Origin of the sequence: Capnocytophaga endodontalis (assembly GCF_002209445.1) — a bacterium.
GTDB lineage: Bacteria > Bacteroidota > Bacteroidia > Flavobacteriales > Flavobacteriaceae > Capnocytophaga > Capnocytophaga periodontitidis.
The window spans coordinates 1,477,646-1,504,616 of the sequence record NZ_CP022022.1; the positions used below are offsets into that span (position 1 = coordinate 1,477,646).

Below are 26,971 nucleotides of genomic sequence, written 5' to 3' on the forward strand. Positions count from 1 at the left end.
CTTATGTCAAATGTATTACGCCTTCCTGCGGAACAACTCTACGCTAAGGAATTAGAGGCTTTAAAAGAAGAGGATAAAAAACAAGAAAAGCCCATAGGCTGGCAATTGTCGCCTAAAGCTGTGTTGAAATTTGTAACTGGTGGTACTGCCTGCGGGGTGGAAATTACTCCTAAGTACATCGGTCATAATCGCTTGGTGGAAATCGCTATAGCTACACTCCTTACCGACCGCTCTTTGTTGCTCATAGGTGAGCCAGGAACCGCTAAATCGTGGCTTTCCGAAAACCTTACAGCTGCCATTTGTGGCGACTCAGGCAAAGTGATTCAAGGTACTGCGGGTACCAGTGAAGAGCATATACGCTATTCGTGGAACTATGCAATGCTTTTGGCTAACGGTCCATCGCACGAAGCCTTACTCAAATCACCTATTTATCGCGCGATGGAAACAGGAACTGTCGCTCGTTTTGAGGAGATTTCGCGTTGTGCTTCCGAAGTACAAGATGCATTGATTTCTATCCTATCGGAGAAAAATATAGCCATTCCTGAACTCAGTGAAGAATTGCCTGCTCAGCGTGGTTTCTCTATTATTGCCACAGCTAATACCCGCGACCGTGGTGTAAACGAAATGTCATCAGCACTTAAAAGACGTTTCAACATCATCGTGCTACCTGCTCCTGCTACTTTAGAAACTGAAGTATCTATCGTAACCAAACGCGTAGCCGAAATTTCTAATAACTACAAGCTGAAAGCCGCCTTGCCAAGCAATGAAGCCATAGAGAAGATTGTAACTATTTTCCGCGAATTGCGCAAAGGAGCTACTTTAGACGAAAAACAAAAACTCAAATCGCCTAGTGGAGTTATTTCTACCGCCGAAGCTATTTCGCTTATCACCAATAGTATGGCATTAGCAGGCAGTTTTGGCAACGGCACTGTTACCGATGAAGATTTAGCATCGGGATTGCAAGGAGCTGTAGTAAAAGATGAAGATAAAGATAAAATGGTGTGGAAGGAATACCTTGAAAATGTAATGAAGAAACGCGGAGCATCGTGGCGTGAACTCTACAACCAATGTTCGGCAATGAACAACTGATAATTATTACATTGGTATATTGGCAAAATTGCACATTTCCACATAGTAATAAATAAGCGAATTGTATTCAGGATGTGCTTGCATCCACTGATGTAAGATAGGTATAAAGGTGGTGATAATTTCTTTATCGCCACTTTTTAATATATGTTTGCTATAAGTTCGGTAAATTTGTTCTGCTAAAGGCGTTATAAGTGTACCTTGGTATGATTTAGGTGCCAAATCCTCAGCGCGCAGAAAAGGCATTACATCAGTAATTACTTCTAAATATTCATCACGGTCTTTATAAGCTTTGTGCAACTGCTCCGCTAAGGCAGAAAACGCTTCAGAAGGCATCGTGAAATACATACCTTTCAAACTCTCGTATAGTACATCAATCAGTGCTATTCTTCCCATTTTGCGCAACTGAGCGAAGAGTTTTATATATTGCCAAAGCAGTTGGTCGGTGATGAGTACTTCTTCAGTACTGAAATGCAGGTTTTTAATGTCTTGTGCATATTGCAGGAAAGCGTCTAAGTCGTTTTCGGCTACTGCCCTCTTGCAAAAATCGTAATACACCCAGCCCAACGAATATTTGTTGATATTGCTATCGTTTTCCTTAAATTCTTCAAGAGCGATGTGCAATGCTTCCTCTAATTCACCTGCCTTACGCAAAGCTGTTACCTCACTTACCATCATTTTTTTACAATTCTAAAAAGGGTGATTTTCTCATTGCCTGAAGCCACCATAGTTTGCTCATCAACAAAAAGGAGTGCGTGATAGGATTTATCCGAAAGTTGTTGCCAACTTTTGCCTTGGTCGTTAGAGAAGAAAAGACCATTAGGCGAAGTTGCTACCAAAGCATTTCCCTCACTATTAGGAATATATTGCACACAACTCGCGTAGCCAATAGCCTTGTCGGTTGCGATAGGCTGCCACGTTTTCCCCCCATCGAAAGTGAGTGCGCCAGAACCTTTGCGCTCTGTAGGTTGTTCATAATTACCGCCGAGAACGATGCCCTGCTGGTCGTTGTAGAAAGCTATGGTGAAAGCCCCTTGAGTAGCCGAACCTTGGGCGAGAGGTAGGGTAGCGAGGTCTTGCCATTTATAGCCCTTGTTGTCCGAGAACAACACCCTGCTCTTACTGCCGCCTGTTACTACCCATAGTTTGTTGCCATAGTGTGCTAAAGCCGAGTTGCTAGCGGCGAATACACTTTCACCCTCTTCGAGTTTGGGTGATTGTGACCACGTGAGTTTCGTCCATTGTTGTCCGCCGTTGAGCGTTGTTACTACCGATAGACGATTGTCAATAGGGTCGCCAATAGCAATGCCAAATTGGTCGTCCGTAAAGCGCAATACATCGTAGAATACATCGGGGTGTTCCTCGCAATACACTTCCTCCATACCACTTTGTTCTGCTTTGTAGAGCAATGCGGGGTTGCCGATAGAGAGCATAAAAAAGTTCTGACTCGTAGCTGCCACCGCACGGAAATCGGAAATCACCCCGCGATTCTTCAAGTTAGAAGTCGCAATAGTTTGGTTTTGAGTGTTGATAAAACCAAAGGTAGCGTCGGAGCCTGCAAAAGCCACATTTTTCTCTAAGAGCACCATTGCTCGCACGCTTATCTTCTCCAACGGGAAAGACTTTACCTCTACCAATTCGATAGTAGTGTCCTTATAAGGATTGGAGTGCTTACACGCCCCAAGGCAAAGCAATATAAAAATAATAGCAATATGTTTCATACATCAGTGATAAACAAAGGCAAAGATAATGTTTTTGGTTGGAATAACAAAGAAAGGATGTATTTTTTTTCATCACTGACACGATTTGTCAGAGTAGCGCCTTACCTTTGCACCGTGAAACCAAAAAACTAATAAAAAATGGTATACTTAGAAACTTTTTATTTCCCTTCAGTAGAAGAAGAGGAAGAAGAACTACAGAGGTTTTTCTATAGTAAAGAAGATAGGCGTCCTATAGAGCCAGCCCTTAATTACATTGCTGAAAAAGTTTATCCATTTAGCCTTTTAGCCCATCGCCTTACCTGCTTAGATTTTGAACCTATCACTATTCTATATGGGGGTAATGGTTCAGGTAAGTCTACAATTTTAAATGTAATTTCAAACAAATTGAATATTTCAAGAGAGGCTCCTTATAATTCGTCTTATTTAATGGAAAAATACGTAAAAATATACTACAAATGAAGTAAATAATCTTGTAGACTTTAAACGCTAAGAAACAGAGATCCTCAAAATAGCTGAATAGAATGGAACTAACCAAGTGAGAATCCCAGCTATTGGTGTCTTGTTTCAAGTAGGCAGTCCTTTTAGTAGAGGGCTATATCTGCAATTTAGGAATCAATATTGATTACTATTGAAAATATTCAATTTCAAAAATTAGCTTTCCTATTGAATTATGCTCTTTTTGGTTAAAGAAACTCAGATGATTGTTATAAAAGTGAGAAAAATTTCCTTATCCTAAAGTATTTTTTATAAGATCTTCATCTAAACATTCAAGAATAGCATTCCAAATATACTTTGACCTATTGTTTCCAGCAACATGTAATAAATGTTTTAAAATAGTTTTTATTCTATCCATAAAATTAATAATGCTAATAAATTTATGCAAAGGTACAAAAAAATAAATTATACAAATGTTTTTTGTATTCTCATTATAAGTTGTTTGTGCGAGTTGCCCAAGCAGAAGGGGCTACTGCTTTACTTAGCAAAGCCAAGAGTGTACCTCACCCCAATAGTGCGTGGTGGAATCGTTCTATTACACAATATGAGGGACGTACGGGGAAAGAAGAGCTAGGAAGAGTGCTTAGAAATCCTTTATCTTGCTGAGGTCAAGGAACATTTGGCGTATATTTAGATCTTTATCGTTTTCTGTTAGGAATTGGAAACCAAATCTTTCATAAAAAGGAATAGCTTTCTTGTAAGCATCAATAGTAATCAATCGGCAGGCGTGTTTCTGGTTTATATGAATACAATCTGCAATAATTGCATTGACAATCAATGCACCAAGTCCTTTTCCTTTAAAAGTCTTGTCAATCGCTAAACGTCCTATTTTAATAGCAGGAAAACCTTTTAAATGGCGTTTGGGATGTGGTACTAATTCGCGTAAGAAGTTTTTATATTGTGTTTTAGAAGCAAAATTTGTTTCTTCCACTCGAAAACTATCACTTAAAAGACTATAATAACCTAAAGTTCTCTCATCATTTTCTATAATGAATGTAGTCGCAAGCATTTCTTTAGTGTATGGTATAGCTTCATTAAACAGAAAGTCGTTCAAATCATCGTCTTCACAATCAAAAGGTTTAATGGTATGGTTTTCTGTGAGTAACAAAATACCGCCATTATCAGGGTTATTTGTTGTCATCATCTTTTCTTTTAAAAAGTTCTCTAAAGCGTGCGGCTTCTTCTTCTATTTTTTTACGGTTTAGAACAATACCTTTTTCTTTAAGATAATTGTCGTAATTAGCTATTTTCTCCCAAAAAGCTTCGGCTTCTTTTCCAAGTAAGGTGGGAGTAGGTTGGATACTTGTTGCCATCTTTTATAGAATTATTAGTTAGAATTTTTGGCAAAAATACGAAATAATTGTCAATCAACAAAATCACTTTTCACTTACCACTTCTCCTAAATCCAAATAAACTAAGTATTTTCCTTTTACTTGCCAACCTATGGCTGTTAGGTTTTGTTGGTAATGCTGTAGTTGGTTGCGGTATTGGTCGTTGGGGTGTCCGGTTTTGTAATCTATGATATAGACTTCGCGAGTGGTGGGGTTGTAGGCAAGCCGGTCGGGACGGAAATAGTTGCCATTAGCGTCTATAAACTCGCGTTCCATAAAGTATTCGTAGTCCTTACTAAAGAAGGGTGCTAAAGTGCTGTCGCTGAGTAATCGCGCCATTTGGGGGTGCAATAACTCGTATTGTTCGGCAGTGAGTGTGCCCTCTTGTAGTGCATCGTTTAGCACAGTATCGAGGTCGGTGGCATAAGTGATTTTCGAGAATAACTCGTGAATGAGGTTACCGCGCTCCAAGGCTTCTTGTTGGTGAGTGTCCCATAATAGGGAAGCTCCCGTCGCAATCTTGTAGTTTGGCTGCTGCCAACCTTTTTGAAAAGGAATAGGTGATTCTTCAGCTGCTGCTTTCTCTTTCTTCTCGGGAAATACAGGGTTTCCAAAGGTATATTCCACTACATTCTCATTCCACTGTTTGTTTTCTTCTAAAAACTCTTTAAAGAGCGTACCATACGTTCCAGCACTGCCTTTGGGGAGCGAGGTGATTACATAAAGAAACGATTCGGGGCGCGTCATCGCTACATATAGCACATTTAGTTGGTCGAGGAGGTTTTGTTCGTGCAATTGTGTCATCAGTTCTTCGGCTTGCGGGTCGTAGTTCACTAAACTTTTATTGCTGTTTACCAGCAGATAGTCAAAGCCGTTAAACTGCTCGTGGTCTACGGGAAACCAAAGTTTTTCAGTGTGAGTGTCAATGAGTTTGCTATCGGCGAAAGCATAGATAATCACGGGGGCAGAAAGCCCTTTGCTCTTGTGAACTGTCATCACGGTAATGGCGTTTAATCCTTCGGGTGAACTGATACTGAGTTTTTCTTGCTGGTCGTCCCAAAACTCCAGAAAATCGGCTAAGCCTCCTTTGCGCGCATTCTTAAAATCGAATACAATATCCATAAAATGGGTGAGATAAGCATCGGAAGGACGGGCGAGATCAAAGCAATTTACCGCCAAAGCAACTCCTTCATACAGAGAATATTGGTTGAATAACTCTATAGAAAACTGAAAATCGGCAAGGAAAGTATTTACAGGCTCCTCTACATATTTGCTGAGGAATAAGTGAGGGTCTTTAGTTGATTTAAAACGCAGATAATCAAAGAGTAATTGCAGTTTGAGTTCTTCACTTTCGGGGTGATAAAGCAGGCGTAATAGGGTGACGAGAAATTGTACCGATGCCACGTTTTTCAGCAATAGCGAATCGGGGGAAATCACATTTCTTTGGTGTTCTGAAAGGAAAGAGGCAACAGCAGCTCCTTCGCGGTTAGTGCGCACCAATATCGTAATATCCTTATCGGCAGCCCCTGCACGGTTAGCGTGTTCTATTTTCTCTAAAATGGCTTCACAATAGCTGTGTTCGCGCGGTGAAAGTATAACGGCATTGCTGTTGTTATCCTCTTCCGTAAACATATCCTCTTCTTCTGTAGTGATGAACGAGAGATTGAAATAGCCTTTGGGTAAGGATTGTTCTTTTTTGTTTTTGGGATATTTTTGTGCAGCGTTTTTATAAAGGTTTTTGTAAGTCTCACTTTGGAAAAGGTCTGCTGCAAAGTTGAAAAAGAGGTTATTGAAATCGATAATAGCTTCTAAACTTCGGAAGTTTTTGTCGAGGTCTTTTACTTCTCCTTTGATGAGGAAAGGGTTTACTTCATTGTTATACAGACTCATAAACTGTTCAGCCTTGCCTCCTCGCCAACGATAAATCGATTGTTTGGTATCACCCACAAGCAATACCGACCCGCGTTGTTTGTTTACCTCACTTTGTACTGCATTGAGGATAAGCGGTATAAAGTTCTGCCATTGCAGCACTGAGGTATCTTGAAACTCATCGATGAAATAGTGACGGAATTTCTCGCCAATACGCTCGTAGATAAAAGGTACGGGCTGGTTGCTGAGTTCTGAAGAAATCACCCCGTTGAACTCCCATATAGGCAAGATGTTTTCTTCTTCTTTAATGTTTTCTATTTCTTTTTGTATGCGGTTGAGCAAAGCCAAAGGCACAACATATCTCAACGCGTTGTTTGCAAAGGCAAGGGTGCCAAAAGCCTCTTTGATAGCCAAAAACAGGTTGGCAATCGTATCTTGCAAACTATCAATAAGGGCGGTATCGTACTTCTTAGCTGCCGAATTAGCATAAAGTGGTTCGCCTTGTAATAGATTGTTTTGCCAACCAACGCCCCACGAGGGCTCCTTAGGGTTGTTGGCGGTGAGTTTATCGAAGAAATCGTATAAATAACCTCTGTTAAAAGCACCTCTGTCTAAACTATGGTCGCGCATCAGTTGCATAAAGTCATCGGCGGAAGTTTTAATCGTTTTTAAGGCATTGTTGCGCTGGGTGAGTAGGGTGTTTTTTAGGGCTTTAAAATCAGATATTTCCTTGTCTTTCAGCAATTGTAAAGGCTCGTAATAGTTTTCGTTAGTGAGCATTTCGGCTACGTCAAGCAGTTCTTTAGTAGTATCCCAATTCTTGTCGTCGTCTATTTTTTCGTTGGCAAAATCGATGAGTAGTTGGGTGAGTTCAGTGTCATTTCCTGCTTTACTCATCAAATTATCTACCGCACGCTCCAGTAAAGCCTTGCTATCCAATTGTACTTCAAAGAAAGGATTGAGGTGCAAATCGTGTGAAAAGCGGCGTATCAGTTGGTGGTTGAAGCCATCAATAGTGCTGATATTAAAAGCTGCATAGTTATGCAGTATATGCTCCAAAGTTTTAGCCGAACGCATTCTCAGTTCCTCATCGGGGAGTTTTAAATCCTTTGCTAACTCGCTAAACATAGGGTGAGGATTGGTGAGCATTTTGTCCTCACTGAATACGCCTAAAAGCTCAATGATGCGGTTCTTCATTTCAAAGACCGCCTTATTGGTGAAAGTAATGGCAAGCAATTGCCTAAACAAATCGGGGTATTTGCTGCTGAGGATAATTTGCAAGTAAGCCTTTACGAGGCTATAGGTTTTTCCAGAGCCTGCCGAAGCGTTGTAAATGATATAATTTGCTGGTTCAGTCATTTGTTAATTGTTAAAACTGTGCTGCAGGAGCAGTATCATTATTGAGTTTTTTGTCTATAGAGTTGTTTTTTCCTATAGAGAAATCGTAGCTAACACCGAAGACTAACATATTGCGGTTGTTCTCTATGTGGGTATAGCTATGTTGGTTTACCAAACCTTCGTAACTGCTCTTCATTTTGTATTCTGAAGGCATTCCTAACCAAAACACACCACCTTTAAGTGTCCAACTACCTAACTGGTATTCTATAAAAATATCATTGTTATTTTCATAAGTGCTCATAGTGTTGCCGTCTATGTAATAAATAGGAAAGTTGAAACTGTAATCTACCCTCAAATCTTTATAAGTAAAAGTAAGTGATAGGTTGTTGTCGATATAATCATTGCGAGCGCGTAGTCCAGCATCAGTAACCAAAGTCTCACGTGTAGGGGCTATATTAGCTGAAAATACAAATAAATCATTCCTTAATGGTTTAAAAGTACCATCTAATGAAAAGCCAAACTCCTCGTGATATTTACTGTTTTCATAAGTGCTGAGTATTCCATTGCGCACGGGGTCTTTGATATAAATATCAGTAATCACACGTTGGGTATTTTTGTAGAAGGGTTGAAGGTTAAAATCGGTGTACTCATTGTTGAAAGCATAAGAGAGTCCAGTCCAAAATATATGTTGTGATTTTAAGTAAGGATTTCCTGTCTCCAAGATGTTCGGCGCTTGTTGTGCTATATTGCTACTGAGTTCTGCACTACGCGGACTGCGGGGTACATAGTAACTTGTAAGGCGCAAACTCTGGTTATTAGCGAGTTCATAACCTAACACTACTTTTGGGGTAAATACCCATTCGGTAAAAGTATTTTCGGCACTACGGTTATGGGTGTGGGTAAGCCCAGCACTGGCTCTGTACATAAAATTAGCCTTTTTGCCTACAAACTCGGTGTACAAATACTGATTGGTATAGGTAACATCGTAAGCCGAAGTACCAGCTAAGTTACGTAAGTCGTTGTCTATAAAAGTACTGCTAATGCGGTAGCCTGAATTGAGTTTTCCTATATCAAACTGATGAGTATGAGCTACTTCACCTACCCAACCGCGTTGTTTTACTTTCAAATCCATATCATCGTCGTACACATTCTGCTGGGTTGCGGTCTCCCATTCCTTTGAGAGGTTTTCTTTGGTAGTGTTGTAATAACTCCCTACGACGTTCACGCTCAATTCATCACGTTTGCCTAATTTTTTAGAGAAGTATAGGTCTACTTTGGGGCGCAACCAGTGGTCGTGACTTTTACCTGATAATGTGTGATGGCTAACCGTTGTTCCTTGTGTAAATAGATTTACGCCATTGCTATGTGCAGAGCGATTCAAAAGTTCCATTTCGGCTTTAACTTGAAAATTGTAGTTTTGTGGTACTACTGCGCTATAACGCACTGAGGCGTTGTGCGCATTATAGCTAAACCCTGATTTTGACTGTTGGTCGTTTGCATAACGGACACCCGATAGTTCGTAATCGGAGTGTTTTTCATAATGTGTGTCGTTGTAATCGCGAAACTCCAATTTGTATTCCACTCCCAACGTATGTTTGCCTTTGGTGTAGTTACCATAAGCCGAAGCATCTACAAAACCCGTAGTAAGAGCCGAAAGTGCATCCACCCCTACTGAATACCCCTCTTCAGCCGAACGAGTGATGATATCCACCACTGTGTCAGCTCTATTGCTCCAGCGCGCAGGCGGAATATCGTAATAGTCTATGCGTGCTACGTTTTGAGGAGCAATACCGCGTATTTGCAGGTCGGTTGCCTCTACACCGTTTACCAATACCAAGAGCGTACCCCTTTTAAGGGTAGCAATCTCGTTGGTTACAGGATTGAGGTGCAGGTTAGGCAAACTGCGCAAGAGGTCTTTGGCATAACGTGCTTGTTCCACAGCTTTCTTCTCAAAGGTAAAACTCGCTTTATCGGTATACTGTGTTTTGCGCTGTGCTTTTACAATTACCTCATTGAGCACAATTGTATCCAAAGGAGTTTCAGGCACTACTTCTTGCGCTGTAGTGGTCATAAAATAAACTAATAGTAAGGTGGTTAAAAGGAGTTTCATAGTGTTAATCTTTCTAATTCTGTAGGGTCATTTCTATTATCCCAAAAAGAAAGTATTTCAATTCTGTCGGTTATGCGGTAAATAATAGAGAAGTTTTTAAGAACTAATAGACTCCTTATCTTGAAATATGGAGTGCTCAAATAATACTCTTGTCCAATAAGGGGATTATATATAAGCAAATCCTCACTTTTCTCCACTTCATTCATAATTTTTATAGAATAAGAGTTTGATTTATTATGGTTTGTCCAATAAGACAAAATATCATAATACTGCATTTCTGCTTCTAGTGTCCATTCTAATTTCCACATACTATTTCACGTGCTTTTTTTCTAACTTCAGTATAAGGTTTTAACAATCCATTATTAGCTTGTTCAATACCTCTTTCTATGGAAGTTAATTGTGCTTCAGTGAAATGTGTTTCACTCCTTTCAAAAGAAATTTGTTGTTCCTTGAGCCATTCTTCCACTAAAAGTAGCTCTTCTGTGTTTAAAGGTTGTACTAGTATATTCATAGTTTTTTACGTATATAGTTAAGGATAATTAGTAGAATAGTTCCTTTTATCCTGCAAACTCGTCTAACATATCCAAAGATGGTACAAAGAAAAGTGTTCCTGTTTCGGCTGTGCTGAAATCTAATAGACGGTCGTAATTGCCAGCGGGATTGCCTATAAACATATTGGTAAGCATCTTTTCTACCGTGCTAAACGTATTGGCATAGCAGATGAAGTAAGTGCCCATTTGGTGACTTACGGGGTCGTGGAAAGGCATATTGTCTCTCACTACTTTCAAATCATCGCCTACATTGGCAAGTGCCGAGTGCGCGTTCGATGGCTTGGTATCCTCGTCCATTTCTATGTCCATTTCTTTGCTACGCCCTATTACTTTTTCTTGTTCGCTAACGGGGAGCGCACGCCAAGCGTTCATATCGTGTACGTATTTTTGTACGAATAGATAACTTCCTCCTTGGTAATCGGGGTCTTCATCACCCACTACGGCAAACTGTTCGCGTTCTGCGCCACGCGGGTTTTCGGTACCGTCTACAAAACCAATGATAGCGCGTCCGTCCCAATATCTAAAACCTTGTACGTTTACAATACCATTGGCAATGGGTTGCATTACCTCGCTAATGGCAGCTGCCATATCGTAAGCCAAGCTGGGGTTATGAGCGCGGATATGAAAGTGTAAGTCGCCTTCGGTGGATACAGCAGTGTGTTTACTACCTCTGATGGGCTCAAAATCTTTGAGTTCTTTGGGGAGTGGTTTGGGTAACCCTAAAGTAAGCCACGCCCTATGGCTAATGCCTATGGTTACACTGGCACGACCTTCAGGAAAGCGGTCGGCTACCGAGTTGTTGAGGTTTCCTACCAAACCACATACTTTTGCAAAAGTATTATTAAGCAATGTCTTGTCTATATCTTTTTTAAATGCCCATACCAAAAATATGGTATTGTTATTAGGCAAGTCTGTTACATTTTGATAATTCATTATTTTTATTTGTTAGATGTTAGTAAATTAGCAAATTACCTCACGATTCTAGCTTGCCTATTGATAGACTCTTGGTGAATAGCTTTGAATACCTGAATAACAAACTCTTCACTGAGGTTGCGTTGTTCGCCTTCTAAAATCATTTTGCCGAGGATTTCGTGCCAACGGGTATTTTGCAAAATGGCTACGTTGTTGGCTTTTTTTAAAGTGCCAATCTCATCGGCGATATCCATTCGTTTTTTGAGTAAATCCAATAATTGTTCATCAATAATATCGATACGTGAACGCAAATTTCCCAGCTGACTCACATAATCTTCTTCAGAGGTAGAAGTTTTTCGAATACGTAAATCATTCATTATTTCAACAAGGCGTTCGGGGGTGACTTGCTGGGCGGCATCGCTCCACGCGGCATCAGGATTGCAGTGTGTTTCAATCATTAAGCCATCGAAATTGAGGTCGAGAGCCGTTTGCGATACATCGAAAATTAAATCGCGTTTGCCGGTGATATGTGAAGGGTCGCAGATAATTGGCAAATTAGGGTATTTGTTTTGCAGTTCAATCACCAATTGCCATTCGGGGATATTGCGGTATTTGGTTTTTTCGTAAGTAGAGAAACCGCGGTGTATCACTCCTAATTTCTCAATGCCCGCACGTTGCAGGCGTTCTAAAGCTCCTATCCACAAAGGAAGGTCGGGGTTTACGGGGTTTTTTACTAAGATAATCTTATCAGTACCTTCTAATTCATCGGCTATCTCTTGAATGATAAAAGGGCTCACGGTAGAGCGCGCGCCTATCCACAACATATCAATATCGTGTTCTAAGGCGAGCTTCACGTGGTCTTTATTAGCTACTTCGGTGGCGGTTTTTAAGCCTGTTTCTTCTTTTACACGTTGTAGCCATTGGAGTCCTAAGGCACCTACGCCTTCAAACATACCAGGGCGGGTACGAGGTTTCCAAATTCCGGCACGGAAGAAAGATACATCGGTATTTTTGAGGCTGTGCGCTATTTTTAGCACTTGCTCTTCAGTTTCGGCACTACAAGGTCCCGCAATTACGACGGGGTGGTTGAGGTGTAAATTGTCTAACCACTTTCTGTTTTCTTTTGTTATTTCCATTGTATTATTAGGTGTTAGGGGGCAGGTGTCAGGTTTCAGAGTTTGGTTCTTCTCAATCTTAAAGCATTACTAATGACACTTACTGAGCTAAAGCTCATTGCTAAAGCTCCCAGCATAGGGGAGAGCAAAATACCAAAGATAGGGTAGAGCACTCCTGCAGCGACGGGGATACCTACAGCATTATATACCAAAGCAAAAAATAGGTTTTCGCGTATGTTTTTCATTACTGCTTTACTGAGTTTTTTAGCTTTTGCAATGCCATTTAAATCGCCTTTTACTAAGGTGATTTCAGCACTTTCGATAGCGATATCAGTTCCGGTGCCCATTGCGATGCCTACGTTAGCTTGTGCCAAAGCAGGCGCATCATTGATACCATCGCCTGCCATTGCTACGATTTTTCCTTCAGCTTGCAAACGCGCTACTTCAGCTTGTTTGTTTTGAGGGAGCATACCTGCTTTGTAGTTGCTGATGCCTATTTCTTTGGCAATAGCTGCAGCTGTAAGCGAATTATCGCCTGTAAGCATTACAATTTCTACTCCCAAGTCCTGCAACTCTTGTAAGGCTTGAACAGTAGAGGTTTTTACTCTATCGGTGATGGTTACTACCCCAATGATTTCTTTTTCTATGGCGAGAAGTGAAACAGTTTTTCCTGCTGCTTGCGCTGTTTTTACCACAGTTTGTATTTCTTTGGATAAAGAAGCCCCGATTTCTTCCATCAATCGTTCATTGCCAAAGAAATAATTTTTTTCTTCGTAAGAGGCTTTTACCCCTCTGCCCGCCAAGGCTTCAAAGTTAGTAAAGGGTAGGGGAGTAGCACCTTGTGCTTGAGTGTATGTATTGGTAGCTTTTGCTAAAGGGTGTTCACTGTGCTGATTGAGACTATAGAGCACTTGTAACAAGTCCTTTTCACTTCTGTTGCCAAAGGTAAATACTTCGCTCACACTGGGTTTCCCCTCAGTAAGTGTGCCTGTTTTGTCGATGACTAAAGTATTTACTTTGTTCATCACCTCTAAGGCTTCGGCATTGCGTATCAAAATACCGTGTTGCGCTCCTCTGCCCACACCTACCATTACCGACATAGGAGTTGCTAACCCCAGCGCACAAGGGCAGGCAATAATGAGCACAGCAACCGCATTGAGCAAGGCATATATGTAAGCGTTTTCACTACCCAATACAGACCATACTATAAAGGTAATTACCGAAATGGTGATAACAATAGGCACGAAATAGGAGGCTATCTTATCGGCTAAGTTTTGAATAGGTGCGCGACTACTGCTGGCTTGTTGTACCAATTGCACTATTTGAGAGAGCAGGGTGTCACTACCTACTTTTTCGGCTTTCATCACAAACGATTGAGCACCGTTGAGCGTACCTGCCGACACTTTACTGCCCACTCCTTTTTCAGCAGGAATGGGCTCTCCCGTAATCATACTCTCATCTATGCTTGCATTGCCTTCGGTAATTACACCATCAACGGGGATTTTCTCACCAGGTTTTACACGAAGCAAATCGCCTAAGGTTACTTCTTCTATAGAGACTCTTATTTCCTCGCCGTGAACAATTTTAGTAGCCTCATTAGGAGCTAAATTCAACAGTTTTTTGATAGCCCCTTGCGTACGACTGTGGGCATCGGCTTCAAGCACTTGTCCTAAAAGTACTAAGGTAAGGATAACAGTAGCCGCCTCAAAATACAAGTGTACTGAGCCGTGTTCTTTAAATTGTTCAGGGAACATATCAGGAACTAACAGTCCTACTACACTGAAAAGCCAAGCTACGCCAGCACCTATCCCTATGAGGGTAAACATATTGAAGTGCAAGGTCTTGATACTGCGCCAAGCCCTTTCGAAGAATATCCAGCAGAAATAGAAAACTACTGGTAAGGAGAGCGCAAACTGCACCCAGTTCCAAGCACTTACGGGCATTAGCTCATACAGCGGATTGTTGTGCCACATTCCGCTCATTGCGATGATAAAGATAGGGAGAGTAAAGGCTACAGCACCCCAAAAATGACGACGTAACTTTTTGCGTTTTTGGTCTTCTGCACTTTCACCTTCAGGAGCCTCTGTACTTACTTGCTCTACTAAATCCATACCACATACAGGGCAATCACCGGGGTGATCGTAGGTTTTATCGCCTTCGCAGTGCATAGGACAATAGAAAACACCATTGCCTTTAACTTTTTTGGGAGACTCTTCGTGGTGATGATGTTGTTGTTGAGCTCCTCCTACTTGTTCTACCAAGTGCATACCACATATAGGGCAATCACCAGGGTGATCGTAGGTTTTATCACCTTCGCAGTGCATAGGACAATAGAAAATATGCCCCCTAACCCCCGAAGGGGGAAAATCTATAACAGAGTCTTTAGTTTTTTTTGGGGTTTCTTCGTGGTGATGATGTTGTTGCTGAGCTCCTCCCACTTGTTCTACCAAGTGCATACCACATATAGGACAATCACCAGGGTGATCGTAGGTTTTATCACCTTCGCAGTGCATAGGACAATAGAAAACACCAGAGCCTTCAGAATTTGAAGACTGATGAATGCTATAATGAGTACCCTCTAAGGCTTTTTCAAGAGCTTCAAAAGGGATTTCTCTATCAGTTTCGACAGTAGCTTTTTTAGTAGCAAAATCTACGGTAACAGCTGTTACGCCTGCTACTTCAGAGAGCTTTTTTTGTATGGTATTGGCACAACCTGTGCACCCCATACCTTCTATATTGTATTCCATAAATTGTAAATGTTAAAAAGTTATTTGTTTTACGCTGCAAAGATACAGCAAAACATCTACTTGGATATTACACAATTTTGTATTTAATTTGTAAGATTTTAAACCTCATCTAAAGACTTACGTTTGTTATCTTTTATCTGCTTGAAAAAGCTAGGGGTGAGTCCTGTAACTTTTTTAAACTGATTGCTTAAGTGCGCTACGCTTGAATAGTTGAGTTGATAAGCTATTTCACTAAGCGTCAGTTCGTCATATACTAAGAGTTCCTTTACTCTCTCAATCTTTTGAGCAATAAAGAATTTTTCAATAGTTCTGCCTTCTACCTCAGAAAACAAACGCGATAAAGCCCCGTAATCTCGACCTAATTCACTGCTGAGTATTTCAGAAAGGTTAAACGATAGTTTGTTGTCTTGGTTATGTATCAAATTGATAATGATAGATTTAATTTTTTCAATAACAACACTTTTCTTATCGTTCATCACCTCAAATCCTAAGGGTAAGAGAGCTTGTTTGATAGCTTGTATCTCATCAGAAGAAAGTTCCTGTGTAAAAGTAATTTCACCCAAATTGATGCTCTGTGGTGTTAAACCTAATGCTTTTAACTGTTCATCGAGTACTATTATACAACGATGGCAGACCATATTTTTTACAAATAACTTTGTCATATATTTCTTTTAAGGATTAAGATATTATAAAGTGCTTAAAAGTGATACCCAAAACCTATATTCATATAGATAGGATACATATCAAAAGTAATTGTTTTAAAGTCCTTTTTAAAGATATTATTTGTTCCGTAGGTGAGTTCAGCATTGATATTGAAATGCTTGAACGCTTGCCAAGAGCCTCCTATCAGTGTGCCCCAATGCCAATGGCGGAGATGATTGCTAAAATCATAAGAAGCGGTTTGCCCGTTAGAAAAACTTACCTTTTCGCCTATTGGGCTACCTTCACGTAAATAACCTTCGGTTACATAGCCTGAGAAATTGCCGTCCATACGGTAAGAAGCGAATATTCCCAAATGAATTTTCCAACGGTTTGCAAGGCGATAATTCACTGCTATAGGTAAGGTGATGAATGAACTTTTATAGACTGTATGCACATCGCCTGTCCAAAAACCAGCCACGTGGTTACCTTGTTCTATAATTTCCATTCCGTAGTTCTTTACATTTGCATCAGTTTCCATACCTTTTTCTTCTAAGCGCAAACCTGCTGAGATACCCCATTTAGGGGTGAGCCATTTGGTGGCAGTCCCTTCAAAAGAGCCGTTGAATTTGGGGCTGTACCCTTTTATTTTGCGAATTTCTTCAGGAAGGGGCGTAGGGCTTGCTCCCCCGATGTTTACGCCCGCTTTTAGCTCGTATTCCCAACCTTTTTCTTCTGATTGTACAAGCGTTTCAGTACGTTCGTTTTGAGCGTGTAACAAACTGCCGAATAGTATTAAACATACAACAAAAATATTTGTTTTCATAACCTGATTATTCATAGTGATCCCATTCCTTTAATATGATAGTTCATTTTTACTAACTATTGATGTTTAACGAAAAACAACAGCAAAAACTGTGCGAAAGTAGTATTTTAGAACAAAAAAAAGAGGTTAACTTTTTTAGTTAACCTCTTGAATAATTTATTTTAGGAAAGACATTATTTTATATCTTCAGGGTTTAGAGTAAAAGTTATTTTCTTTTGAGAGCAAGTGAGCATTCCGTTATAGAGTTTTTCTACTCTGTTACCATTTACATAAAAATCAATGTCATAAATGTTATTATACACTTTTTGATTCATAAAGACTTTGGTAGCACCTGCTTCTAATTCATAATTTTGACCTTTGAATTTTACAGTGCATTTCTTATCGGTTTTGTTTTCAACAATCACTTGTCCGCGTTCAGCAGTAGTAAATTTTACGTTTTCAGTTTTATCACCGGAAATTGTTATATTTCCTTTTTTATTGGTACCACAAGGGAGGGTAACTGAATAATCGTAAGTAGCCATTGCTAAAGGAATCATTACTCTTCCTTTACTATCAGTGTTTAATGAAATGTTGTTGATATTTACAGTAGCGTTTTCTACAGTTTCGTTTTCACTATCGGTAACTACAAAAGTAACAGTAACCTTTTTAGGGATGTTGATAGTAGCTTCTTTTAGAGAGCCGTCGAGATTTACATCAACTGATAGATAAAAGGGCGCTTCTTCAGTGAGGATAAAAAAGTGATAATCAGTGATGTTTTTTTCTTCTGGAGTAAAAATGAAGCGTACAATTCCCTCATTATTGGTATTGCCTGTTAGTTCTACTTGTCCTGAAATATAGTCCTCATTGCCATTTGTTCTTTCAAGGAGATTTGTAATACTTTCAAACTTGAAAGAGCCACCTACACCATATACTTTTTTATTAGCAACGGGTTTGCCGTCTTGGGTTACTTTGATATTAACGGCAGCCTTACCGTCTTCTTTTTTCTTTTTAACGGTGAGGTTCACGGTGTTTTCACCAGCGCGGATTTCTTTTTCAACCACATCGGATACTGGCATACCATTTTTCTCTAACACAAAGTAAAGGGTTTTACCAATGTGTTTATTTGCTTCAAACTTGGTATTGGCATTCTTTAAAGATACATTAGCTATCGTTTTAGGGTTTTGATTTGCAGGAGCGTCTGTAACTTTTAAGTTAATGCCATTCACTTCACCACTTACAATTACTTCCACTATAGCTGTTTGTGTAGTGTTAGTAGTTGTGCTTGTTTGGGTAGTGTTAGTAGTTGTGCCCGTTTGTGTAGTGACAGTGGTAGTACCAGTTCGGGTAGTGTTAGTGGTTGTTCCCGTTTGGTTAGTAGAGGTTTGAGTACCTACGGGAGCAGTAGTCTCGTCGTCCTTAGAACAACTTATCACAAAAAGAGTGAATAGGCAAAATATTGCCCAGAAAGAATAAATGTTTTTCATACTATCTATAAATTTAACGTTATTGGCGTTGTTTTTTTTCGGGACAAAAGTATAACAAACTCACAATATGAGCAAATAAAAAATTAACTTTTTTTTAAAATTTTTACAGCATAATTGTAAGTTTAAGTCAATCTTTTAGTTACGTTTTGTTAAAATTATTTTCTAAATCATTTCGATTCCAAGAAAGGGGAAAATTATTTTGAAGAGAAGTGTTTAAAAAGGAGTGTCTAAAAAAGTTTTTGTGAGGACGTTTACACGACGCCCTCACAAAATATGATTGATTATCAGTAGATTCACCTTGAGAAAATCATTGGATTTTGACGAAGTTTTAGATAAAATTGTTTAGAAGTGATACCCAAAACCTATATTCATATAGATAGGATACATATCAAAAGTAATTGTTTTAAAGTCTTTTTTAAAGATATTATTTATTCCGTAGGTGAGTTCAGTATTGATATTGAAATGCTTGAACGCTTGCCAAGAGCCTCCTATCAGTGTGCCCCAATGCCAATGGCGTAGATGATTGCTAAAATCATAAGAAGCTACTTGTCCGTTAGAAAAACTAACTTTTTCACCTATTGGGCTACCTTCACGTAAATAACCTTCGGTTACATAGCCAGAGAAATTTCCGTCCATACGGTAAGAAGTGAATACTCCCAAGTGAATTTTCCAACGTTTTGTAAGGCGATAATTCACCGCTATAGGTAAGGTGATGAATGAACTTTTATAGACTGTATGTACATCACCCGTCCAATAGCCCGCCACGTGGTTACCTTGTTCTATAATCTCCATTCCGTAGTTCTTTACATTCGCATCGGTTTCCATACCCTTTTCTTCCAATCGTAAGCTAGCTGAGATACCCCATTTAGGAGTAAGCCATTTGGTTACAGTTCCTTCAAATGAGCCATTAAACTTTGGGCTATATCCCTTTATCTTGCGTATTTCTTTAGGGAGTGGTATTGGGCTTGCACCTCCTATATTTACGCCAGCTTTTAGTTCGTATTCCCAACCTTTTTCTTCTGATTGTACAAGTGTTTCAGTACGTTCGTTTTGCGCGTATGAAAAACAGCTCAATAGCATCAAGCATATAATAAGGATATTCTTTTTCATAACTTCATTATTCATAAGACAATTGCATTTCATCTACATAAAGAGTACTACCTACGGCTGCTGTAAAATCAGCACCTTTTTCACTGGAACTAAGTACTATAGCGAGACTATACTTTCCTTCTTTTAGTTTTTTAGTATCGATAGAGCGACCTTTTATTGTTTTAAAAGGAATAGAGAACTGTACCCAATTATCGGTTTCTCTCTTGTCGGTTAGTTGTGCCATTAACACTATATTATTGTGCGTTTTGATATTAGTGCCATCTAAATGAGGCACTTGAGAAGTTACCTCGTAGAGCACTGCATAAATATCACATTTGTCTTTTTGGTTAGGTATTACATTGCCGTTTTTATCGGTAAGTTTTTCACCTGCTTTGTATTTGTAATATCCTGAGAGATGGGTAGGTTTTCTTTTGAAAGGAATCCCGAAATGGGTAGATTTTGCAGGGGTGAACAAATTTATTTCAAAACTTCCTGTGAAGAGATTACCAGCTGCGATAGGAGCACCAAAAGTTTTTCCTAAAACCCCTGTGCTTTGTGTTACGAGTTTCACGCATTTCCCCCTGTATCCACTCTCACTCTGACTTGTAGGGAACTCATCGGGTTTAGCATTACTGTTGGTAAATTTAAAACCTGCATTTCCGCTACTCCAAGCGATTTCTTGTCCGCTTACTGAGGTATCGTAAAAAGTGTAGTAGCCATCAGTAATACGAGCGTTTTCGAAGTGATAGTGAGCGATAATTTCGTCAGTAAGACAACTCACTTTATAAGTTTTCTGCCAATTACCGTCCTCAGACGTTACCACATAAGTTTGAGGGGTAGAAAAATTGCGTGCTGTACCACTGGTAGGACTGATAGTTGCCCCTTGTGTAAGGGTAAAGCGAGGTGCGAGGTTTTTTACGTTATCCAAAGAGTTTACATAGAGTTTTATCTCGGTATTTTGGATCACAGGTTTGCGAATCAATACATTGCCATCTACTTCACAAGTGAGAATATCGGCTTCGGTATTTGGGGCTTCGCTTTTGATACAGCTTTGCAATGTGAGGAGCAAGGCTGTAATGATAAAAAAGTTTTGAAGTTTCATATTTCATTGAGTGTTGAACTAAACAGATCGCAAAAGTATGAAAGAATTAACAAATTAGCAAATTAGTAAATTGTTTACGTTTGTTAAAACGAAACGAATGGAAAAATCGCTATCATTTTTTGTTCATTTTTTGTTAAAAATAATCAATCACTTTATTTACAGCATTTTAAATTTTTACACTTATGCTTCAGTATCAAAAAATAGCCACAAATTTGATAGTGTTTGACCGGTTTTTGATAGTGGTTTGCTTTCTTTTGACCTACCTTTGCCACCGAAAATTAATCGAAAAAAACATACCAATATGATGAGTAGAAAAATAAACAAACGTATTTTACTATCGCTTTTGCTCTGTAACTTTTCGGGTGCTCTTTTTGCCCAAGAGGTAAAAGGAGTGGTAAAAGCAAAAGCCGATAACAGCCCTATGATGGGTGTAACGGTGATGGTGAAAAACAAAACAGTAGGAGCATCTACTGATTTTGACGGGAATTATACCCTTCATCCCGTCGCTGCCACCGATAGTTTGGTCTTTTCATATATTGGCTACAAAACCCAAACTGTAGCTGTGAAAGGACGAAAGAATATAAGTGTGACCTTAGAAGAAGAAGTAACTGCCTTAGAAGGTGTTACCATATCGGTAGGGTATCGCGCTGAACGCAAAACCGACCTTACAGGGGCAGTATCGGTAGTAAAGGTAAACGAAATGATGTCTACCTCCGAAAACAACCCTATGAAAGCCCTACAAGGTCGTGTAGCAGGGATGCAAGTAACCGATAACGGTGGTCCTGCAGGGAAAGCAACCATTCGCATTCGCGGTATCGGTACGCTCAACAACAACGACCCTCTTTATATTATTGACGGAGTACCTACCCAAGGCGGTATGCACGAGCTCAACTCTAACGATATTGAGAGCATACAAGTGTTGCGAGATGCTTCGGCTGCTAGTATCTACGGGTCGCGTGCTGCCAATGGGGTGATTGTTATTACCACTAAAAAAGGTAAGAAAGGTGTGCTAAAAGTGGATTTCGACCATTATACTACCATATCGATGTTTCACTCACGTATGAAAATGCTCAATTCCAACGAGTACGCACAAGTGCTTTGGAAAGCGGCGGTGAATCGAGGCAACAACCCTAACCAAAACCCATTGGGCATTCACTATGATTACACTACCGATGCCAATGGACACGCTACCCTCAACAATTTGTACTACCCACGCGAGTATTTTGATAAAACAGGTAGCCCTATGTTACCTTCTAATACCGATTGGTTCAAAGAAATCACCCGTATGGGGGTAACCGAATCGTACAACCTTTCAGTTACTAATGGTACTGAAAAAGGGAATTACTTCCTCTCTTTGGGCTATTACAACAACGACGGTATGGTAAAGAATACTGATTTCTCTCGTCTTTCAGCTCGTATCAATACTGATTACAAGCTCTTTGGCGATGTGGTAACCATAGGTGAAAATTTCACCGTAAATCGTACCAGTGAGGTAGAACAACCGCACCAAATCACCGAATCGGCAATGATAGCGGTACCTTTTATTCCAGTACGCACTACCGATGGCAAACACTGGGGAGGACCTGTAAACGGATTGCCCGACCGTCAGAACCCTGCACGCCTTGTAGCCGATAATAAGGATAATCGCTACAACTATTGGCGTATGTTTGGGAATGCTTTTGTGAATATCCAGCCTATCAAAGGATTGAATGTGCGTTCTAACTTTGGTATAGACTATGGCAACTTCTACAAACGTGTGCTCAACCGTTCGTATGTTTCAGGATTTATGGAAGAAGGCAAAGAAAAAACTTTCTCTCAACTCGAGCAAGCCCACTGGACAAAATGGAACTGGGCTAATACTGCTACCTACGACTTTGAGCTCGGCAAGAGTCGTTTTGAAACCCTTGCAGGGATGGAGATGTACTCACAGAACGACCTTAATTTTGCTATCAAAGGGAATAACCTCGCGGTAGAAACACCTGAATATATGTGGCCTTCATTGGCAACTGGGGGTGTGAGTGGTAGTGGTTCAACTACGGGCTACAAGTTGCTTTCTTTCTTTGGAAAAATCAACTACGCTTTCGATAATAAATACCTCGCTTCAGTAACCCTCCGCCACGATGGTTCTTCACGTTTTGCCAAAGATAATCGCTGGGGTACTTTCCCTGCGTTCAACTTAGGATGGCGCATCTCTCAAGAGTCCTTTATGGAGAAAATCAACCATACTGTTTCCGACCTCAAATTGCGTTTCGGTTGGGGACAAAACGGTAACCAAGATATCAACAACTACGCTATCTACGACATCTTCGACCCTTACTATGGGGTAACAGGCGACTTTATATGGAATGGTATCTGGAAAACCTCTTATGACCTCGACGGTAAGGGCTCAGGACAATTGGCTTCAGGTTTCCGTCGTACACGTCTTGGTAACAAAAATCTCAAATGGGAAACCACTACCCAAACTAACTTTGGTATCGATTTCGGTTTCTTCGATAATAGCTTGTATGGCTCAGCCGAATACTATATCAAGAAAACTAAAGACATCTTAGTAGAACCTCCTTATGCAGGTATCAAAGGAGAAGGCGCTTACCAATGGGTAAATGGTGCTGCTGTTGAGAATAAAGGTTTAGAAGTATCAGTAGGTTATCGCAATGAAACTAAAGGCGGACTCAAATACGATATCAACGCCAATGTCGCTACTAATAAGAATAAAATCACAGAGCTTCCTACTTCAGTAATCAACTCTTATGGTGGTAATGGTAAATGGGACAATGGTTTAGGTCGCCCTATAGGCTCTAACAACTTCTATGGCTATGTAGCCGATGGCATTTTTAAAACTCAAGAAGAAGTAGATCATCATCCTATACAAAACGGTAAAGGTATCGGTCGTATCCGCTACCGCGATTTGAACAACGATGGCAAAATCGATGAAGACGACCGCACTTGGATAGGCAATCCACAACCCGATTTTATCTATGGTCTTAACCTCAATTTAGAGTATAAAAACTTCGATTTCACTGCTTTCTTCCAAGGCGTACAGAATGTAGATGTGGTGTCTAACGTAAAACGCCACACCGATTTCTGGAGTGTACAAGATACGTATGGTAACAAAGGTCGCCGTTTGCTCGATGCTTTCGACCCCGTTACCAACCCTGATTCTGATATTCCAAGTGTGTCAAGCGTAGACGACAACAACGAAGGACGTATGTCTACTTACTATGTAGAAAATGGTTCATACCTCAAACTTCGCAACGTACAATTGGGCTATACCTTGCCTAAAGAACTATCTGAAAAGATAAAACTCAGCAAGTTGCGCTTGTATGTAAGCGGTCAGAACCTATGGACACTCAAAAGCAAATCGTTCACCGGTAAAGACCCTGAAAATCCTAACTACGGCTATCCTATCCCAATCACCTTTACGATGGGACTCAATGCTAGTTTTTAGCCTACTAAAAATAACAGACAAATGAAAAAGATAATATATACCACCGCGATATGTGCAGCGCTTTTTACAACAAGCTGCAGTTTTTTAGACGATAATCCACAAGGGATTATGAGTGAAAAAGAGGCAATCTCTAAAGCCGATGGACTTGCAACCGCTGCCTATGCTGCTTTAGGTAACGACCACTACGATACACCTTTTAGCCTTTGGATATATGGCAACGTACGCGCCGATGATGCCTATAAAGGCGGTCAGGATGTGAGTGACATTCAGGTATTTCACTTCTACGAGATAGCTCAAAATATCGACCCTACTTATGCGGAAGCTGATAAGTTCTGGTTTATGTGTTACCAAGCTGTTTCGCGTACCAATACCGCATTGAAAGCACTACAACAAGCATCGGATACCGAAGTGCCTAACCGCCAATCACGCATAGGCGAAATGTACTTTTTGCGCGGACACTTCTACTTTATTCTTAAAACCATTTTTGGGCATATACCTTTCGTAGACGAAAACACTCCTGATAGTGCCTACGAAACAACGCCTAACACCTTGCCAAACGATGAACAATGGCAAAAGATAGCTGCCGATTTTAAGAAAGCTTACGACCTATTGCCTGTCACTCAAGCACAAAAAGGTAGAGCAACCAAAGGGGCAGCAGCGGCTTACCTCGCTAAAACTTACTTGTACAAGGCCTATCGCCAAAGTGAAAACAACAGCGTAACTAGTATCAACAGCCAAGATTTACAAGAAGTGCTCACCTATACCAGCGCTGTGTTAGGCTCTACTTACGGTTTGGAAGACGACTTTGCCTTCAACTTCCTTCCTGGGGGCTATGAAAATGGTAAAGAGTCGCTCTTTGCTGTGCAATACTCAGTAGACGATGGTACTCAATACGGAAGTCTCAACTGGGGTGATGTACTCTCTACGCCACAAAAGTTAGGCTGCTGTGACTTCCACAAACCGAGTCAGAATTTGGTAAACGCCTTCAAAACAGTGAATGGATTGCCCGATTTTGATAACTTCAACAATAACGATTACAATGCGGCTAACGATAAAGCCGACCCTCGTTTGTTCCACACCGTTGCCTTACCTGGCTTGCCTTATAAGTACAACACCGAGTTGATTTACAAGAACGACTGGAATCGCAATAGCAATGTGTACGGCTTCTATGCCTCCCTCAAAGAGAATGTAGACCCTTCTTGCTCTTGCTTCCGCAATATCAACCCTTTCCGCGGTAATTCTAAGAACCGTATCGTAATACGTTATGCCGATGTACTCCTAATGCGTGCCGAAGCCCTTATCGAGCTCAACCGTAGCAACGAAGCCTTGCCACTTATCAATCAAGTGCGCCAACGCGCAAAACAAAGTACTTCTATGATTCCTTACGCTACCAATGCTGATATCGCCTTATACCAAGATGGCGTAAATATCACTTGGAATCAAGAAAACGCACGCAAAGCACTCCGTTGGGAACGCCGTTTAGAGTTTGCTATGGAAGGCAGTCGCTTCTTCGACCTTGTACGCTGGGGTATCGCCGACCAAGTGCTTAACGACTATTTTACTAAAGAGAAAACACGTCGCCCAGCAATATTTAGCAGTGCTTATTTCACTAAAAACAAGAATGAGTACATCCCTATTCCACAAAACCAAATAGGGTACGTAAAAGGTATTTACAAACAAAATGCAGGATTCTAATATGAAAACAACAATACACAAACTCGCCCTCGGTATGGCAGCTTTGCTCGGCTTGTTTAGCTGCGACGAGAAACACGAAGGCGAACTTATCAATGATAAAGAGGCTAAAATCAATGCCTTTCAAGCCAATGGTATCGATGGAATCATCGACGAGGAGAAACAAACCATTACTGTTTACGCTCCTTGGTCGGCTACGCTTACCAATATGTCCACCTCCCTTAGCTTGCCCGAGGGAGCTACCTCAGTGCCTAAAGGTGCTACAGGAGTAGATTTGAGTAAAGGTGTCAAGTATCGCATCTTTAATGGTAACCTCTATTGGGATTATACCGTTACCGCTCAGTACCCTAAGATAGAGAACTTTGTAATCGGGAAATACAAAGCTACTATCGACCACAGTACAGGTAAAATAAGTGTGAAATATCCCAAAGGAGAAGCAGTAACTGCGCTAACTCCTACTTTTAGCACTACCCCTAACGCTACCGTAAGCCCTGCTTCGGGAGTTGCCCAAAACTTCACTCAAAGCGTTACTTACACTATGAATTACCGCGGTGAGAGTTTTGCGTATAACGTAGAGATTATACCTACAAACTTTGCGCCTATTGCCTTTGTAGGTACAGCTAAGAGTGCTTCTGCTATCGCCAATGAAGACGAGAAAGCTGCCTACACTTGGCTTGCTGAAAATTACGACACCGCCAAATACATTTCATTTAGTGACATTAAGGACGGCAAAGTTAATCTTACCGACTACAAAGTGATTTGGTGGCATTGGGATAACAACAAAGAGTTGCCTGCTGAAGCCAAAGCAGATGCCGTTGTAAACAAGATGAAACAATTCTATGCTGCTGGAGGCTCGTTCTTATTGTCTTCTTGGGCTGTACAGTACGTAGTCGATTTAGGTATCGCCTTAGACGGCAAAGTGGTAAACAATATGTGGGGAGAAGGCAACAGTCCATTTGCAATTGGTGATGACTGGGGTATTTGCTATAAAGGCAACGAAAGCCATCCACTTTTCAAAGGATTGACTAAGAAAACAGGTACTAACGATGTCGCCTTCTTACTCTCTAGAGGGGTAAAAGCCAAAGCACATAACGCCTTATGGAACTTTGAGTGGGGTGATTATGCCAATAATGTAGCAGGCTGGCAAACTGCCAGTGGTGCTAAGTTATTAGCAAGTTTCCACTGGAATGATGCTATGAACCGAGCAGCGATTTTTGAATATACCAAACGTGGCAATGCAGGTCGCACCATTTGTATAGGCATTGAAGGCTACGACTGGTATAACGAAGATAATTCACCCGCTAATACCTACAAAAGCAATATTGAATTGCTTACTGCCAACGCTTTAGAATATTTAGCAAATTAATAGAAACATAAAATACCTCTTTTCATACGTATATGTGTAACCGTCCTTTCTTCCCCCTTTTTAAGGGGGAATAG

At 40.5% G+C, this 26,971-nt stretch carries 21 protein-coding genes; 5 read left to right on the forward strand and 16 right to left on the reverse strand.

Annotation, left to right across the window (positions count from 1 at the left end):
* Window positions 1-3: 3 nt before the first annotated feature.
* On the forward strand, window positions 4-1,089 hold the full coding sequence (locus CBG49_RS06685) for an ATP-binding protein (RefSeq protein WP_002677472.1): 1,086 nt from the start codon (window positions 4-6) through the stop codon (window positions 1,087-1,089).
* A 6-nt stretch (window positions 1,090-1,095) separates the two neighbouring features.
* On the opposite strand, the gene CBG49_RS06690 is transcribed toward CBG49_RS06685, so the two are convergent.
* Window positions 1,096-1,764 carry a hypothetical protein gene (locus CBG49_RS06690; protein WP_088593883.1) on the reverse strand — a complete coding sequence of 223 codons (669 nt, stop codon included), beginning with the start codon at window positions 1,762-1,764 and terminating at the stop codon, window positions 1,096-1,098.
* Complete coding sequence (locus CBG49_RS06695) at window positions 1,761-2,807, reverse strand: WD40/YVTN/BNR-like repeat-containing protein (protein WP_088593884.1); 1,047 nt, start codon at window positions 2,805-2,807, stop codon at window positions 1,761-1,763. The genes CBG49_RS06690 and CBG49_RS06695 overlap by 4 nt, the downstream gene beginning before the upstream one ends.
* A gap of 138 nt (window positions 2,808-2,945) precedes the next feature.
* Here CBG49_RS06695 and CBG49_RS06700 point away from each other — a divergent pair, with 138 nt between their 5' ends.
* The gene (locus CBG49_RS06700; protein ID WP_227002984.1) at window positions 2,946-3,266 is read left to right on the forward strand and encodes a hypothetical protein; all 321 of its coding nucleotides are present in this window, start codon (window positions 2,946-2,948) and stop codon (window positions 3,264-3,266) included.
* A gap of 619 nt (window positions 3,267-3,885) precedes the next feature.
* Here CBG49_RS06700 and CBG49_RS06705 read toward each other — a convergent pair.
* The 14 genes from CBG49_RS06705 to CBG49_RS06770 form a co-directional block, all read right to left on the reverse strand.
* Window positions 3,886-4,446, reverse strand: coding sequence for a GNAT family N-acetyltransferase (locus tag CBG49_RS06705; RefSeq protein WP_088593885.1), 561 nt, complete (start codon window positions 4,444-4,446; stop codon window positions 3,886-3,888).
* Window positions 4,430-4,615: a hypothetical protein gene (locus CBG49_RS06710; protein ID WP_088593886.1), complete on the reverse strand. Its 186-nt coding sequence runs from the start codon at window positions 4,613-4,615 to the stop codon at window positions 4,430-4,432. Before CBG49_RS06710 ends, CBG49_RS06705 begins: the two co-directional genes overlap by 17 nt.
* Window positions 4,616-4,678: 63 nt before the next feature.
* On the reverse strand, window positions 4,679-7,861 hold the full coding sequence (locus CBG49_RS06715) for a UvrD-helicase domain-containing protein (protein WP_088593887.1): 3,183 nt from the start codon (window positions 7,859-7,861) through the stop codon (window positions 4,679-4,681).
* A 10-nt stretch (window positions 7,862-7,871) separates the two neighbouring features.
* Window positions 7,872-9,950 (reverse strand): outer membrane beta-barrel protein, encoded by a 2,079-nt coding sequence (locus CBG49_RS06720; protein ID WP_088593888.1) that lies wholly within the window; start codon window positions 9,948-9,950, stop codon window positions 7,872-7,874.
* Window positions 9,947-10,258, reverse strand: coding sequence for a type II toxin-antitoxin system RelE/ParE family toxin (locus tag CBG49_RS06725; RefSeq protein ID WP_088593889.1), 312 nt, complete (start codon window positions 10,256-10,258; stop codon window positions 9,947-9,949). The genes CBG49_RS06720 and CBG49_RS06725 overlap by 4 nt, the downstream gene beginning before the upstream one ends.
* Window positions 10,246-10,461: a hypothetical protein gene (locus tag CBG49_RS06730; RefSeq protein WP_088593890.1), complete on the reverse strand. Its 216-nt coding sequence runs from the start codon at window positions 10,459-10,461 to the stop codon at window positions 10,246-10,248. The genes CBG49_RS06725 and CBG49_RS06730 overlap by 13 nt, the downstream gene beginning before the upstream one ends.
* A gap of 46 nt (window positions 10,462-10,507) precedes the next feature.
* A complete protein-coding gene (locus CBG49_RS06735; protein ID WP_088593891.1) occupies window positions 10,508-11,434 on the reverse strand; it encodes a Dyp-type peroxidase in 927 nt (308 codons plus the stop codon).
* Between the two features lie 35 nt (window positions 11,435-11,469).
* Entirely contained in the window at window positions 11,470-12,549 is a 1,080-nt protein-coding gene (locus CBG49_RS06740; RefSeq protein WP_088593892.1) for a bifunctional 3-deoxy-7-phosphoheptulonate synthase/chorismate mutase type II, read from the reverse strand.
* Window positions 12,550-12,584: 35 nt separating this feature from the next.
* Window positions 12,585-15,275 (reverse strand): heavy metal translocating P-type ATPase, encoded by a 2,691-nt coding sequence (locus tag CBG49_RS06745; RefSeq protein ID WP_088593893.1) that lies wholly within the window; start codon window positions 15,273-15,275, stop codon window positions 12,585-12,587.
* A 98-nt stretch (window positions 15,276-15,373) separates the two neighbouring features.
* Window positions 15,374-15,937 carry a helix-turn-helix domain-containing protein gene (locus CBG49_RS06750; protein WP_009421255.1) on the reverse strand — a complete coding sequence of 188 codons (564 nt, stop codon included), beginning with the start codon at window positions 15,935-15,937 and terminating at the stop codon, window positions 15,374-15,376.
* A 35-nt stretch (window positions 15,938-15,972) separates the two neighbouring features.
* Window positions 15,973-16,755, reverse strand: coding sequence for a porin family protein (locus CBG49_RS06755; RefSeq protein WP_088593894.1), 783 nt, complete (start codon window positions 16,753-16,755; stop codon window positions 15,973-15,975).
* A 158-nt stretch (window positions 16,756-16,913) separates the two neighbouring features.
* Entirely contained in the window at window positions 16,914-18,203 is a 1,290-nt protein-coding gene (locus CBG49_RS06760) for a carboxypeptidase-like regulatory domain-containing protein (protein ID WP_157668372.1), read from the reverse strand.
* Between the two features lie 342 nt (window positions 18,204-18,545).
* On the reverse strand, window positions 18,546-19,328 hold the full coding sequence (locus tag CBG49_RS06765; RefSeq protein ID WP_088593896.1) for a porin family protein: 783 nt from the start codon (window positions 19,326-19,328) through the stop codon (window positions 18,546-18,548).
* Complete coding sequence (locus CBG49_RS06770) at window positions 19,321-20,394, reverse strand: PCMD domain-containing protein (protein ID WP_088593897.1); 1,074 nt, start codon at window positions 20,392-20,394, stop codon at window positions 19,321-19,323. The genes CBG49_RS06765 and CBG49_RS06770 overlap by 8 nt, the downstream gene beginning before the upstream one ends.
* Before the next feature lie 301 nt (window positions 20,395-20,695).
* Here CBG49_RS06770 and CBG49_RS06775 point away from each other — a divergent pair, with 301 nt between their 5' ends.
* Genes CBG49_RS06775 through CBG49_RS06785 form a run of 3 tightly spaced genes read left to right on the forward strand, consistent with a single transcriptional unit; the run spans window position 20,696 to window position 26,897 of the window.
* A complete protein-coding gene (locus CBG49_RS06775; RefSeq protein WP_088593898.1) occupies window positions 20,696-23,839 on the forward strand; it encodes a SusC/RagA family TonB-linked outer membrane protein in 3,144 nt (1,047 codons plus the stop codon).
* A gap of 21 nt (window positions 23,840-23,860) precedes the next feature.
* Window positions 23,861-25,534, forward strand: coding sequence for a RagB/SusD family nutrient uptake outer membrane protein (locus tag CBG49_RS06780; protein WP_088593899.1), 1,674 nt, complete (start codon window positions 23,861-23,863; stop codon window positions 25,532-25,534).
* On the forward strand, window positions 25,521-26,897 hold the full coding sequence (locus CBG49_RS06785; protein WP_088593900.1) for a DUF4960 domain-containing protein: 1,377 nt from the start codon (window positions 25,521-25,523) through the stop codon (window positions 26,895-26,897). The genes CBG49_RS06780 and CBG49_RS06785 overlap by 14 nt, the downstream gene beginning before the upstream one ends.
* Window positions 26,898-26,971 lie beyond the last annotated feature (74 nt).

What these genes read in the sequence shown, in the direction of transcription:
- CBG49_RS06685 (WP_002677472.1), top strand. Translation starts at nt 4, where the DNA reads ATGTCAAATGTATTACGCCTTCCTGCGGAACAACTCTACGCTAAGGAA.
- CBG49_RS06690 (WP_088593883.1), bottom strand. Translation starts at nt 1,764, where the DNA reads ATGATGGTAAGTGAGGTAACAGCTTTGCGTAAGGCAGGTGAATTAGAG.
- CBG49_RS06695 (WP_088593884.1), bottom strand. Translation starts at nt 2,807, where the DNA reads ATGAAACATATTGCTATTATTTTTATATTGCTTTGCCTTGGGGCGTGT.
- CBG49_RS06700 (WP_227002984.1), top strand. Translation starts at nt 2,946, where the DNA reads ATGGTATACTTAGAAACTTTTTATTTCCCTTCAGTAGAAGAAGAGGAA.
- CBG49_RS06705 (WP_088593885.1), bottom strand. Translation starts at nt 4,446, where the DNA reads ATGATGACAACAAATAACCCTGATAATGGCGGTATTTTGTTACTCACA.
- CBG49_RS06710 (WP_088593886.1), bottom strand. Translation starts at nt 4,615, where the DNA reads ATGGCAACAAGTATCCAACCTACTCCCACCTTACTTGGAAAAGAAGCC.
- CBG49_RS06715 (WP_088593887.1), bottom strand. Translation starts at nt 7,861, where the DNA reads ATGACTGAACCAGCAAATTATATCATTTACAACGCTTCGGCAGGCTCT.
- CBG49_RS06720 (WP_088593888.1), bottom strand. Translation starts at nt 9,950, where the DNA reads ATGAAACTCCTTTTAACCACCTTACTATTAGTTTATTTTATGACCACT.
- CBG49_RS06725 (WP_088593889.1), bottom strand. Translation starts at nt 10,258, where the DNA reads ATGTGGAAATTAGAATGGACACTAGAAGCAGAAATGCAGTATTATGAT.
- CBG49_RS06730 (WP_088593890.1), bottom strand. Translation starts at nt 10,461, where the DNA reads ATGAATATACTAGTACAACCTTTAAACACAGAAGAGCTACTTTTAGTG.
- CBG49_RS06735 (WP_088593891.1), bottom strand. Translation starts at nt 11,434, where the DNA reads ATGAATTATCAAAATGTAACAGACTTGCCTAATAACAATACCATATTT.
- CBG49_RS06740 (WP_088593892.1), bottom strand. Translation starts at nt 12,549, where the DNA reads ATGGAAATAACAAAAGAAAACAGAAAGTGGTTAGACAATTTACACCTC.
- CBG49_RS06745 (WP_088593893.1), bottom strand. Translation starts at nt 15,275, where the DNA reads ATGGAATACAATATAGAAGGTATGGGGTGCACAGGTTGTGCCAATACC.
- CBG49_RS06750 (WP_009421255.1), bottom strand. Translation starts at nt 15,937, where the DNA reads ATGACAAAGTTATTTGTAAAAAATATGGTCTGCCATCGTTGTATAATA.
- CBG49_RS06755 (WP_088593894.1), bottom strand. Translation starts at nt 16,755, where the DNA reads ATGAATAATCAGGTTATGAAAACAAATATTTTTGTTGTATGTTTAATA.
- CBG49_RS06760 (WP_157668372.1), bottom strand. Translation starts at nt 18,203, where the DNA reads ATGAAAAACATTTATTCTTTCTGGGCAATATTTTGCCTATTCACTCTT.
- CBG49_RS06765 (WP_088593896.1), bottom strand. Translation starts at nt 19,328, where the DNA reads ATGAATAATGAAGTTATGAAAAAGAATATCCTTATTATATGCTTGATG.
- CBG49_RS06770 (WP_088593897.1), bottom strand. Translation starts at nt 20,394, where the DNA reads ATGAAACTTCAAAACTTTTTTATCATTACAGCCTTGCTCCTCACATTG.
- CBG49_RS06775 (WP_088593898.1), top strand. Translation starts at nt 20,696, where the DNA reads ATGATGAGTAGAAAAATAAACAAACGTATTTTACTATCGCTTTTGCTC.
- CBG49_RS06780 (WP_088593899.1), top strand. Translation starts at nt 23,861, where the DNA reads ATGAAAAAGATAATATATACCACCGCGATATGTGCAGCGCTTTTTACA.
- CBG49_RS06785 (WP_088593900.1), top strand. Translation starts at nt 25,521, where the DNA reads ATGCAGGATTCTAATATGAAAACAACAATACACAAACTCGCCCTCGGT.